The following is a 12,596-nucleotide window of genomic DNA, read 5'->3' as shown; positions in this document are numbered from 1 at the left end:
GTCCGCGAACCGTATCCCTCATCAGGTTGACAGACCGGAGGCGTCCATATATGTCCTGGTTTTTCGCTGGGCCCTGCCTGAACGGGGCCGGCAAAAGAATTCAGGAAAATCGTGGGTGTCCTAGTTTTTCCCCAGGGATCCTTCGTCTAGAATTAAAGGCTTTACGATCGCCGAGGAGATTCAATATGCCGGTGAGCGACCTGAATGGTTACGTAGAGTACAGGGTCCAGAAAGCGAGTCGGCAACCGCTTCTCAATTTCATCCTTGCGGACCTCAATCGCTCAGGCTGCCAGATCCTCTTTCATACGAGCGCCGATCGAGTTCCCTTCCGCATTACCTTTGAGACACCGTTCGGGGAACGAATGGGCGTCGTGATCTATCCTGCCTACGCAAACCAGAAGGAGACCAAGAACCGGCCTCCAGACGAATGGCGTTTTCAACTGAAGTACGGCAAGAAGGAACGGGGAGAGGCAAAGATCATTGATCTATGGCAAGACCCAGCAGAGCTTTATACCACTTTGCTTTGTGGGATTAGCCCAGAGACTGGATTTTTCGTTGGGTTGGATCCTGTCCTCTATAACCCCACAAAACTCTTCATCTCCATAGAGTTTAAGCAGCGGGAAGTAGATGAGATATTGCGCACGGGCTGGCACGCTTGGGAAAGGGAAAATGTAGGCCCGCGCGCGGACTCAGAAGTTACGAGCGGGGACGTTTTTGGCGTGCAGACCTTAGTAGGCGGTTTTGAGGGCTCCTTCCTGCGCTACGTACGATTTGAGCGAGAAAGTCGCGGCGAAGACCCAGGCCATAGAATGCTCTTAGCTGAACGGTACGGAGATAGAAAAGCAGACGATTTATTAGTTCCCCCTGGCCTGGCAGAAGGAGCGAGTGTAGATGCTCACGATCCTAAGCACATACATGCCTTAGCGCAAGAGTTTCAGATGTCGGCAGAAGAGGTTCTCGATCTTATCTCAGAAGCTCGCCGCCTGAAAATGGCGGTTCGAGGCTGGGTTGCGGAGCGGCACCTCCACAAAGCGTTGAGCATCATCGACGGGGTCGAGGACTGCCGCATTCTCGACGATGAGGGCGCGCCGGATATCGAACTCCGGTATCGCGGTAGCAGGCCCATCACCATCGAGTGCAAGAATGTTTCACGCAAACGCTATGCAGACGGATCAGCCAAGGTAGACTTTCAGCGCACTCGGGCAGCGAAAGGGAATCCGTGCTCTCGGTACTATCAGCCAGAAGATTTTGACGTTTTGGCCGCGTGCCTTCACGCCGTTGAGGAGCGATGGGAGTTTCGTTACGTTCTTCCGGAAAATCTCGACGAACATCAAAAATGTGAGGGGCGGCTGGCGAACAACGTTCGCGTTGACGAGCGCTGGACCGATGATCCCAAGGAAATCTTAGAAGCGCTGGTGAAGAAATAAACCGCTCCTCAGCTTATCCGTTTGCTGCGGCATTACGCAAACGGCCTCTAGGACCTAGCCCCTCTCCTGGGTGGTCGTCGTGCTCTGCGACAAGGTCATAATAGCGCGCCGGGAGTTCCGCGGGAGACTCAGGCGCGGGGGTGGGGTGCTGTACGGGCCGCAAGAGGTGTGGTGCGCCACCTAGTTGCTCACCAAAGAATTGTTCCAGCATGGCGCTAGCCAGTACCTCAGCTAACAGAGAAGGAACTGCGTTCCCAAGAAGCCGCTGAGCTTCCCGTTGCGAGCATTCAAAACGCAATCCCTCTGGAAAGGATTGTAGACGGCAAAGCTCGGTCGGGCTAAAGCGGCGGGACCGCCAGTGAAATGGTCCGGTAGCCGTGCCGGGCTGTGCCTGGATCGTCCAAGTCGGTTGGGTTTTGGCAACCTTGAGAAGGAATCCCCAGAAACGACGCCTCCATCCGAAAAGGCGAACTCCACCCCCTCGGTCGGTATGCCAAAGATAGTTCTGACCTTCAGGGATCGTTGGAAGTAGCTCTCCCCACTTGCCGCCAACTTGGAGAGCCGGATCATCATTGTTCGGATCGATGTCCGCCAAAGCATCCCAGGTGGTCCGATAGGGCTCCAAAAGCCCCTCAGCCACAGCAGCATCGTCGCGAGGGCCATGAGAAGGCTTTGGAAATTTAAACGAGTACCCGTACCTAGAGGCAATAAGAAATACGCGTTCCCGAAGTTGCGGGACACCAAACGACGCTGCATTAAGGACGCAAGTGTGGACTACGTAGTTAGTGCCAGCCTGCCGGTTTATCTCTTCCACGCCTTCCAGAAAATAGCGATAGCCCTCATCTTTTCCCCTAAAAACAAACCCTTGAACGTTCTCCAATAGAAACGCCTCAGGTAGGGTATCTCGAAGGACTCGGAGATATTGCGTAAGAGTGTCGGCCCGTGGATCATCTAGCCTCTTCGAATCACCGGACGCCCAATACCCAGATTTCGAGAAGGGCTGGCAAGGCGGCCCCCCGATCAGGACTTGGGGCTCCCCCGGTTGAAGGCCGGTTTGCTCGAGAATTTCTGCGGAGGGAACATCCCCAATGGCTCTTTCGATCACCGGCCATTCGGGACGATTAAGCCGCAGGAACTGACAGCAAGCCCGATCGTTCTCTACGGCAACCCCGGTCTCAAAGCCAGCTGCCTCGAAACCGTAGTCCAAGCCCCCGGCACCTGTGTAGAGACTAATGACGGTCACTGCCGGACTCCCTTTCCGATTCGTTGGTCGATTTCGGCCAATGTGACATTATGCCGCCCCAATTCGAACGCTATAACTGTATATAATATCAGTTCTCATTCGATTTTTCAGAAAACGAGACCTTCCCGAGTGTGATGGAATTCCGCGTCGAAACCCTCTCCACGTCGCCGCGGATCCCGGATGATCGCGCACATAGCCGCACTGGGTTCAGAACACTACGAAGAGGCCGACTCAGGGGAGAAGACCGCGGGTATCTCCGTTTTCTCCCTTTCTGCTTTTGCGTCCCGGACTTTTTTCGGGCGCACGCTATTGACAATGATTCTCATTGTCATTATACTGTGCATGCGCTTGTAGCTTAATGGATAAAGCAACTGTTTAGCTGACGGTTAGATGCGGGTTCGAGTCCCGCCGAGCATTTTAGAGCCTCGCCACCTTCCGAAATCGGGCGGCGAGGCTCTTTCAGTATTTGACCCGATTCTATTACCCATAGTAAGTCAGTGCGGTGTATACCCTGATTCCCATGAGCCCAGCAGCCTCCCGATTAGTAGGACACCCCTGTCCTCTCAGCACTATAAACTGGTGGTCCGAGCAAATCGTGGGTGTCCTGGTTATTCCTGGTTAATCCACTGGATTCTTGGCGCGGCTTGCCAGAATCCACTGATGCGCAGGCCTCGTCTGCCCAATCAGAGGCTAGATCCGCCGGAAATTCACGGTGCCCAGGTTCTTCCGCTGGACTCTGAAGCCTTTTCTAGATTTTGCGTTTTAGGTTCGCTTCAGGCACAGTTTTGGCAACAATTCTATATTTCGTTGGCAAACCGGGTTGAGCGCAATGTAAGTGCCGTCGCAGGGCGATCATGTGCACTTGGCCGAAGGGCAGGCAGTATGAACCTTATAGACAGCGTAGAAGTTGCCTATTTCCGCTCAATATACAAACAACGACTCAGCGGCTTAGAGGATTTATCGATTCTTTTTGGGCGCAATGACTCGGGAAAGAGCAATTTTCTTAGAGCATTAAATCTCTTTTTTAATGAGAACACTAACCCTAAGATCCCGTTTGACTTCGATAGAGACCTTTGCCATGCAAGGCGGATAGCCACCCAGGACAATCCTGGCGCCAAAAAATTTGTCTACGTGAAAATTGTTTTCAATACGCCGGGAAACTATAGGAAATCATTGGGAGATTCCTTCTACGTAAAAAAACAATGGAGCATTACTAAACAAGTAGACCCTCATATTGAAACGTCTGTACCCGATGGAAGTAGACATTATCTTTCGCGCTTCCTCAATCAGATAAGATTTCACTACATACCTGCGATAAAAGATCGGGCAATTTTCGAGACCTTGCTTGGACGCGTCTACGCCGTTTTAGCACAGCAAGATACATTCTTAAATTCATTAGATGGATTCTCCAACGAACTCCGTCAGCAAACCTCCGATCTGAGTAGCGGCTTGCGCTCTGCCCTCAAGCTTGACAGCGCAATAGCACCCCCGGCTGATCTGACAGACCTCTTTCGAAGCCTTGATTTCGAGACGAAGGGAAGCCACGGCGGCTCCTACTCTTTGACATTGCAGAGGGGCGACGGCGTTCAAGTACAGCATATTCCAGCGATCCTATCCTTTCTTTCAGACCGCGGGAAGCAAGATTTTCATATTTGGGGCTTTGAGGAGCCCGAAAATTCTCTTGAACTAGCAAACGCCATATCCGAAGCGCAGAGGTTTTTAGACTACGCCCGCACTCCCAATAAGCAGATATTCTTAACCAGCCACAGCGCTGCATTCTTCTCGCTGGATGAAAAACAAACAAAACGCTTCTATGTCCATAGAGATGACTCTGGGGAAAAAGAGGGCACAACGGTAGCTACAGAAATACACGGACTTGATCCCGATCGACTGCCAGGTGAGTTGATGGGGGAAACACCACATCTACCTGTCATCAGCTTCCACTTACGGGAATCTCACGCAAAGGTTCAATCGTTAAAGGAGCATACTCAATTATTAAGGCAACGATTGGATGATGCCCAGCGTCCACTACTCTTCGTCGAAGGCGAATCGGACTCCATCATAGTCGAAGCTGCATGGCAGATCTTTATTGGCAACGACCTGCCCTTTGATGTCGTTGATTGTGAGGGAACAAAAAACATGGAGGCGCTATCACAAAGGGGGAAGCCGCTAATAGAAATTGGTGGACAAAGACAGATTTTCATTTTAGTCGATAACGACAACGCAGGAAGGGCTCTTTGGAATACTGGGCATTTGGCTCCGGGCGGGAAATGGGTTCTAAATGGCGCCAATCAGACATATTGGTGCCGATTACCCCCAACCCATGAGTTTAATACAGCGATGAACTCACTTCAGATTCCAGCTTCATTTAGGCCGCTGGTTTTAGAGAACCTTTTTAGTCGGGAAACTCGTTTGAGAGCGTTTAATGATGGAGCCTATATCCCGACGTCAAGCCCTTATGATGAACTTAGAGCCGACGCCAACTGCTTCAAAAAGATCTTCGACACAATCTTTAGTGAAGATTTCGGCGCCAGCTGGAAGATCTACATCACCAAACCCACGCCGGAATCAAAAGTTGAGTTTGCGCGATGGATTTCTGAAAAATCAATATACGAGCCGGATTTAGTAGAACCACTTCGACAAACTATTTTGGACTTACAAGGTCTTCTCGAATAGACCGTCTTCAAACGAATAGCAACGGCTGTCGAGGAGCGGTGCGCGATATGGCATTTTCACTTCTGCCCTCGCAAGTAACCTCGACTGCAGAATTTGCGTATGGGTGGAAGGAAGGACTTAAACCACCTACCTAGGAACACCTACGCTTGATGCGCGCCCAATAAACTCGAAAGTGCCTCCCCCGGCTCCTCCACCCTCATAAACGCCTCCCCAATCAAAAACGCCCCAATCCCTCCATCTTGGAGCTTTTTAATATCTTCAGGGCCATGAATCCCACTCTCCGAAACCACCAACCGATCCTTAGGCACCATCGGCGCCAACCGTAGCGTAGTCTCCAGGTCGGTGACAAATCGGTGCAGGTCCCGGTTGTTGATCCCCACCAGGTCCCCGGGCACCTTGAGTGCCCGCTCCATCTCCTCCTCGTCATGCACTTCCACCAGCACCGCCAGCCCCAGCTCCTTGCCCAGCTCGGACAACTCGGCCAGCTGGTCGTCGTTCAACGCGGCAACGATCAGCAGCAGGGCGTCCGACCCAATCGCACGGGTCTCGACGACCTGCCAAGGATCGATGATGAAGTCCTTTCTCAATACCGGCAGGCGGCAGGCGGCTCTTGCCTCGACCAGGAAGGCGGACTGGCCGCCGAAGAAGCCCTCGTCGGTCAGCACCGACAGGCAGGTGGCCCCACCCGCCTGGTAGCTCTTGGCGATCGCTTCGGGGTCGAAGTCGGGGCGGATGATGCCGGCCGAGGGCGAGGCGCGTTTGACCTCGGCGATGACGGCGTCCTGGGTGGCGGCCGCGCGGGTTCTCAGCTCGCCGGCGAAGTCGCGGCAGGGCGGCAGGTCCTTGACGATGGCCTTGAGTTCGTCGAGCGGCCGGTCGGAGCGGCGGCGTTCGACTTCTTGCTCTTTGGCTTCGAGGATGGTCTTGAGGATGTCCGAGCTCACAGGGCATAGCTCCGGTTGGCGTATTGCTCGAGGCGTTCCAGGCCGACGCCGGTGGCGAGGATGTCCTTGGCCTGCTGGATGCCGGCTTCCAGGCTGTCGGCGCGGCCGGAGACGTAGATGGCGGCACCGGCGTTGAGCGCGACCATGTCGGCCGCGGCGCCCGCCTCGCCGCCGAGGGCAGCCTTGACCATCGCCAGGCTTTCCAGGGCGTCGGCCACCTGCAGTTCGGCCAGGCTGTCGTGCTTGATGCCGTAGTCGTTGGGCTGGATCTCAATCTCGCGGATCTCGCCGTCTTTCAGTTCGGCGGCCTTGGTGGGCGCGGCGATGGAGATTTCGTCCAGGCCATCGTGGCTGTGGACGACGATGACGTGGCGGCTGCCCAGGGCGTGCATCACCTCGGCCAGGGGCAGGACCAGCTCGGGCGAGAACACGCCCAGCACCTGGTTGGGCGCGGCGGCCGGGTTGGTCAGGGGGCCGAGCAGGTTGAACAGGGTTCTTAAGCCCAGCGACTTGCGCGGGCCGATGGCGTGCTTCATGGCCGTGTGGTGCTGCGGCGCGAACAGGAAGCCGACGCCGAGCTCGTCGATGAGTATGGCGACCTGTTCGGGCGTGAGGTCGAGCCGGCAGCCGGCGGCCTCGAGCACGTCGGCCGCGCCGGACTTGCTGGATACGGAGCGGTTGCCGTGCTTGGCCACGCGCACGCCGGCGGCGGCCGCGGCGAAGGCCGAGGCGGTGGAGACGTTGAACAGCGAGGCCCCGTCGCCGCCGGTGCCGACGATGTCGGTCAGGCCTTCGCGGTCGATATCGACGCGCTGGGCGACCTGGCGCATGACTTCGGCGGCCGCGGCGATCTCGACCGGGGTTTCGCCCTTGACGCGCAGCCCCATCAAAAAGCCGCCGACCTGGGCCGGGTCGGCTTCGCCGGCCATGATCTCGTGCATGGCCGCTCGCATCAGCTCGCCTTCGAGGTCGCGGCCTTCGGCGAGTTCGTTGAGGGCCTGCTTGATGGCGGTCATCGGATTGTCTTCATTGGTTTTGGTCCAGAAAGTTCTTGAGCAGCTCGTGGCCGTGGCGCGTGAGGATCGATTCGGGGTGGAACTGCACGCCCTCGACGGGCAGTTCCTTGTGCTTGAAGCCCATGATCTCGTCTCGCTCGCCGCCTCTCTCGGTCCAGGCGGTCTCTTCCAGGCAGTCCGGCAGGGACTCGCGCGCGACGATCAGCGAATGGTAGCGGGTGGCCTCGAAAGGGTTGCCCAGGCCGGCGAACACGCCCTTGTCGGTATGGTGCATGTGCGAGACCTTGCCGTGCATGACTTCCCGTGCACGCACCACCTCGCCGCCGAAGGCCTGGCCGATGGCCTGGTGGCCCAGGCAGACGCCGAGGATGGGGTATTCGCCGGCCAGCTCTTTCACCACGGCCAGGCACACGCCGGCCTCGTTGGGCGTGCACGGGCCCGGCGAGAGGACGATGCGGTCGGGGTTCATCTCGCGGATGCCGGCGATGTCGATGGCGTCGTTGCGCACGGTGTGCACGTCCGCGCCCAGCTCGCCCAGGTACTGCACCAGGTTGTAGGTAAACGAGTCGTAGTTGTCGATCATCAGCACCTTCATCGGTGCAGCCCTCCGCCGGCTTCAGCCACGGCGCGGATCAGCGCGCGGCCCTTGTTCATGGTTTCTTCCCATTCGGCCTGCGGGTCGGAGTCGGCCACGATGCCGGCGCCGGCCTGCAGGTGCAGGGTGTGGTCCTTGACGATGGCGGTGCGGATGGCAATCGCCAGGTCCGCGTTGCCGTGCCAGTCCAGGTGGCCGACCGCGCCGGCGTAGACGCCGCGGCGGACCGGCTCGAGTTCGTTGAGGATTTCCATAGCGCGCACTTTCGGCGCACCCGAGAGCGTGCCGGCCGGGAAGGTGGCGCGCAGAACATCAATAGCGCTCATGTCGGTGTCCAGTTGACCGTGGACTTCCGAGACCAGGTGCATGACGTGGGAATATCTTTCGATCACCATGCGGTCGGTCAACTCGACCGTGCCGGTGGCGGCGATGCGGCCGATGTCGTTGCGGCCCAGGTCGATGAGCATCAGGTGCTCGGCCAGTTCCTTGGGGTCGGCCTTGAGTTCTTCTTCGAGCTTTCGGTCTTCTTCGGGCGTCTTGCCGCGCGGGCGGGTGCCGGCAATGGGCCGCACCATGGCCTCGCGGTCGGACACGCGCACCAGCACTTCGGGCGAGGAGCCGACGACCTGAAAATCCTCGAAGTCGAAGAAGTACATGTAGGGCGAGGGGTTGAGGCTTCTCAGCGCCCGGTAGACGTCGAGCGGGCGCGCGGCCAGGTCCACGCTCATGCGCTGCGACAGCACCACCTGCATGGTGTCGCCGTCGAGGATGTATTCCTTGATGCGCGCGACCGCGTCCTTGAAGTCGTTTTCCGAGAAGCCGAAGCGGAAGTCTTCTTCGCCGGCCGCGGTCTCGGGCGCCGGCGGGTAGCCGGGCGAGCCGCATCGGAGGCGATGGGTGAGCTGGTCGAGGCGGCGGCAGGCGTTGTCGTAGGCGCGGGGTTCTTCGGGGTCGGCGTTGACGATCAGGTTGAGCCGGCCGGCCAGGTTGTCGAACACGGCCAGTTCCTCGGCTTCGAGCAGCAGGATCTCGGGCACGCCCAGTTCGTCGGGCTTCGCCGAGAAGTCCAGCTTGGGTTCCAGGTGGGCGACGGTCTCGTAGCCGAAGTAGCCCACCAGGCCGCCGGCGAAGCCGGGCAACTCGTCGAGTTCGGGGGCCTTGCGGCTTTGCACCAGGGCGTCGATTTCGGTGAGCGGGTCGACGTCGTCGCGGGTGCCGATCACGCGGCCGTATTCCAGCGCTTCTAGCTTGCGCCCGGTCGCGCGCCAGGCGCGGCGGCACGGCAGGCCGATAATTGAATACCGGCCCCAGTTCTCGCCGCCCTCGACCGATTCCAGCAGGAAGGCATTGGGCCCGTCGGCCAGCTTCAGGTAGACCGACAGGGGCGTGTCCAGGTCGGCGGCGATCGAGCGCCAGACCGGGATGCGGTTGTAGCCCTCGTCGGCGAGTTGTTGGAAGCGCTGGGAATCCACGGCTTTTCTAGTCTTTCGGGGCAGGCGGGGTATTGTAAGCGGCGGGGCATTGGCTGGCTATCGACGGGCCTAGGTTTCAGGATTTCAGTTTTCAGGTTTCAGGAACCAACACCCGTCGCCCCGGACTTGATCCGGGGCCTTCCATGGAATGGCGGCTTCGGTTGGGAGGTCCCGGCTCGGGGGCCGGGACGACGCTGTGCGTCGGTTTCAGGGAGCAATACCCGTCGCCCCGGACTTGATCCGGGGCCTTCCATCGCGTGGCGGCTTCGATTGGAAGGTCCCGGATCGGGGTCCGGGACGACGCTTTGCGTCGGGTTCCGGGTTCGGGGATGACGCTTTGCGTCGGTTGGGCGCGAAGGGGCTCGGTGGGGCAATGATCTTAAAATTGCGGCATATCAATGCCATCGGAATCGATCTTCCCTAGAATGGGAGCGAATTCCGAGCAAAATCAGCTCGTAGTTGGCTTGAATGATGATTGCTCGGTGGCTGGCCGGGCGGTCGACGGGGGGATCCAGCCTTGACCACTCATCCTGTGGAGCCGCGAATGCGATTCGCGCTCGTGATCCTTGCTCTCCTGGGGGGCGTGCTGGCGCCGGCGGCCGATGCTGCCGATGCCACGTCCGACCTTGCCTGGACCGACGCCTGGCAGCGGGTGCCTGTGCTGGTCGCCACGCCGGGCCTGCTGATGATCCTGCTGGTCGCGCTTTCGGGAGCGCTGCTGGTCGTCAATCGGAGCAAGCGCCGGTACCACAGGCGCAGCAAGCGGCTTTCGCACATTCTGCGCGGCTCGCGCGCCGGCACCTGGGCGTGGAACGTCCAGACCGGCGAGACCCGCTACGACGAGCGCTGGGCGGAAATCGCGGGCTACCGGCTGGGCGAGCTCGAGCCGGTTTCCATCGACACCTGGAAGAAGCTGGCCCACCCCGACGACCTGGTCGAGTGCAACAAGCGCCTGCAGCAGCACTTCAGCGGCAAATCTGATCACTACGAAATGGAAATGCGGCTGCGCCACAAGGCCGGGCACTGGGTGTGGGTGCACGACAGCGGCCGGGTGATGTCGCGCACGCGAGACGGCCGGCCCGAGTGGATGTTCGGCATGCACCTGGACGTGACCTCGCGGCGCAGCGCCCAGGAAGAGCGCGATGACTGGCTGGAGCGCTTCAACGAGCTGTCGAGCAACGTGCCCGGCGTGATCTACCAGTTCCGGCTGCGCCCCGACGGCAGCTCGCACTTTCCGTTTGCCTCCAACGGGCTGCGGGAGATCTTCGGCTGCAGCCCCGAGGAGGTGGTCGCCGATTCCGGGCCCGCCTTCGCCGCGATTCATCCCGACGACCTCGACGAGGTGTCGCGATCGATCGAGCGCTCGGCCGAAGCGCTGACCACCTGGCATATGGTCTACCGGGTCAGGCACCCCGAGCTGGGCCTTCGCTGGGTCGAGGGCAATGCCACGCCGTCGAGCCAGCCCGACGGCAGCATCACCTGGCACGGGCACATCCGCGACATCACCGAGCTGCACCAGGCGCTCGAGCGCGTGCGCACCGCCGCCAGCGTGTTCGAGACCAGCCAGGAAGGCATCATCATCAGCAACATCGACTGCTCGATTCGCGACGTCAACGGCGCCTTCGAGCGGCTCACCGGCTACGTCGGCCAGGCTATCCGCGGGAAAAAGCCCGACCGGCTCCTGCCCGAAAAGGACCGCGAGCGCCTCACGGCAAGAATCCGCTCGGGCCTGGAGGCCGACGACCACTGGAACGGCGAAGTCTTCATCCGGGGGCGAAACGGCGAGACCTTTCCGGCGGAACTGTCGATCTCGGCCGTTCACGACGACAAGGGCCGCCTGTCGCACTACGTGACGCTGATGACCGACATCACGCTGCGCAAGGCGCAGGAGCACCGCCTGGGCAAGATCGCCAATCACGACCCGCTCACCGGCGTGGGCAACCGGCGCATGGCCGACGAGCGTCTGCGCCACGCCGTCGCCCAGGCGCAGCGATCCGGCGCGACCTTCGCGGTGTGCATGATGGATCTCGACGAGTTCAAGCCGGTCAACGACCACTACGGCCACAATGCCGGCGACCACGTCCTCAAGACGGTGGCGCAGCGGCTGCAGGAACTGGTCCGCGCCGAGGACACCGTGTGCCGCCTGGGCGGCGACGAGTTCCTGATCATCCTGCGCGAGCCGCAGGGCGAGTCGGTGTTCGAGCGCATCCTCGAGTCGGTGCGCATTCCCATCCGCGTCGAGTCGGGGATCGTGCGCGTCTCGTCGAGTCTGGGCATCGCCCTGTGCGAGGCCGGCTGCGACACCGACGCCGAGGGCATCCTGCGCCGGGCCGACCGGGCGGTGTACGCGGCCAAGTCGGCGGGGCGCAACCGTTACCGTTTCGATTCCGGCCGGGGAGACGGCGGGTAGGTCGGAAATCGACTGCGACCGGCGCGGTCACCGTCAACGCCAAAAAGTGTACAATTCCGGTCCGCTTTTTGGCGACGGGTTGAACCAGGACGCGATGTTTTCGGGTGCGTTGATCGGCTTGACGGCCGTGGGGCTTTCGGGGGATGCCTTTGCCGCTTCGCTGGCGCGGGGGGCTGGCTCCCGCTCGGGCAACCTGGCGCGTGCGCTGCGCAACGGGGCGATCTTCGGTACGGCCGAGGGCGCGATGTGCCTGTTGGGCTGGTTGTTGGCCGCGGGCCTGAGCGGGCTGGTAACGGCGCTCGATCACTGGGTGGCGGTGATTCTGCTGGGCTTTATCGGCGGCAAGATGATCGTCGAGTCCTTCGCCGAAGGCCCGGCGGAGACCGGGCGCGCCGCCGGCGAGTCGCGCCTGGCGATGACCTGCCTGACCGCACTTGCCACCAGCGTGGACTCCGCAGTGATCGGCGTGGCCATGAACTTCTCGGGCGTGGAAGCCGGCGTGGCGCTGCTCATCGGCGGCGTCTCGGCCGTGCTGAGCACGCTGGGCTTCCTGCTCGGGCCCATTGCAGGGCAACTGCTGGGCAGGCGCGCGGAGCTGGTCGGCGGGTTGGTCCTGATCGCCATCGGTGTATCGATCTGGACCGATCACGTCCTTGCCTGAGGTGCCCTGCCCGCCCTGCGCTCCGTCTTCACTTTTGCGGCAATTCCTTCGATTAGACTGCGCGGCCTAGCAAATTCGGGCATCCTAATAGAAGCTGGCTGCTCGAAACGGCCTTCGCCCGCGGAGACGCCCAAAAGGGGGGCACGCCGCCG

Annotated in this window: 9 protein-coding genes and 1 tRNA gene; 5 read left to right on the top strand and 5 right to left on the bottom strand. The window is 60.1% G+C overall.

Annotation, left to right across the window (positions count from 1 at the left end; translation table 11 throughout):
* The first annotated feature begins 185 nt into the window (after window positions 1-185).
* Window positions 186-1,427 (top strand): hypothetical protein, encoded by a 1,242-nt coding sequence (locus DZC52_RS02540; protein ID WP_116649545.1) that lies wholly within the window; start codon window positions 186-188, stop codon window positions 1,425-1,427.
* Window positions 1,428-1,440: 13 nt separating this feature from the next.
* On the opposite strand, the gene DZC52_RS15930 is transcribed toward DZC52_RS02540, so the two are convergent.
* Entirely contained in the window at window positions 1,441-2,670 is a 1,230-nt protein-coding gene (locus DZC52_RS15930) for a DNA cytosine methyltransferase (protein ID WP_116649544.1), read from the bottom strand.
* A gap of 344 nt (window positions 2,671-3,014) precedes the next feature.
* Between DZC52_RS15930 and DZC52_RS02530 the strand changes: the two genes are divergently transcribed.
* A tRNA-Ala gene (locus DZC52_RS02530) sits at window positions 3,015-3,087 on the top strand.
* A gap of 243 nt (window positions 3,088-3,330) precedes the next feature.
* Complete coding sequence (locus tag DZC52_RS02525; protein WP_181918735.1) at window positions 3,331-5,346, top strand: ATP-dependent nuclease; 2,016 nt, start codon at window positions 3,331-3,333, stop codon at window positions 5,344-5,346.
* 140 nt (window positions 5,347-5,486) lie between these two features.
* On the opposite strand, the gene trpC is transcribed toward DZC52_RS02525, so the two are convergent.
* From trpC to trpE, 4 genes are read right to left on the bottom strand one after another with little or no spacing between them, the layout of a single operon-like run.
* Complete coding sequence (gene trpC / locus DZC52_RS02520; RefSeq protein ID WP_116649542.1) at window positions 5,487-6,290, bottom strand: indole-3-glycerol phosphate synthase TrpC; 804 nt, start codon at window positions 6,288-6,290, stop codon at window positions 5,487-5,489.
* Window positions 6,287-7,306 carry an anthranilate phosphoribosyltransferase gene (trpD, locus tag DZC52_RS02515; protein WP_116649541.1) on the bottom strand — a complete coding sequence of 340 codons (1,020 nt, stop codon included), beginning with the start codon at window positions 7,304-7,306 and terminating at the stop codon, window positions 6,287-6,289. Before trpD ends, trpC begins: the two co-directional genes overlap by 4 nt.
* Window positions 7,307-7,316: 10 nt before the next feature.
* Window positions 7,317-7,901 carry an anthranilate synthase component II gene (locus DZC52_RS02510; RefSeq protein WP_245960743.1) on the bottom strand — a complete coding sequence of 195 codons (585 nt, stop codon included), beginning with the start codon at window positions 7,899-7,901 and terminating at the stop codon, window positions 7,317-7,319.
* Window positions 7,898-9,373: an anthranilate synthase component I gene (gene trpE, locus DZC52_RS02505; RefSeq protein ID WP_116649540.1), complete on the bottom strand. Its 1,476-nt coding sequence runs from the start codon at window positions 9,371-9,373 to the stop codon at window positions 7,898-7,900. Before trpE ends, DZC52_RS02510 begins: the two co-directional genes overlap by 4 nt.
* Window positions 9,374-9,917: 544 nt before the next feature.
* Here trpE and DZC52_RS02500 point away from each other — a divergent pair.
* Together DZC52_RS02500 and DZC52_RS02495 are read left to right on the top strand one after the other, a co-directional pair.
* Window positions 9,918-11,783, top strand: coding sequence for a sensor domain-containing protein (locus DZC52_RS02500; RefSeq protein ID WP_116649539.1), 1,866 nt, complete (start codon window positions 9,918-9,920; stop codon window positions 11,781-11,783).
* 79 nt (window positions 11,784-11,862) lie between these two features.
* Window positions 11,863-12,444 carry a manganese efflux pump MntP gene (locus tag DZC52_RS02495; protein WP_220338247.1) on the top strand — a complete coding sequence of 194 codons (582 nt, stop codon included), beginning with the start codon at window positions 11,863-11,865 and terminating at the stop codon, window positions 12,442-12,444.
* Window positions 12,445-12,596: the final 152 nt, after the last annotated feature.

The sequence above is a fragment of the Wenzhouxiangella sediminis genome, assembly GCF_003410055.1.
Lineage (GTDB): Bacteria > Pseudomonadota > Gammaproteobacteria > Xanthomonadales > Wenzhouxiangellaceae > Wenzhouxiangella > Wenzhouxiangella sediminis.
This window is presented reverse-complemented; position numbering and strand designations above follow the sequence as displayed.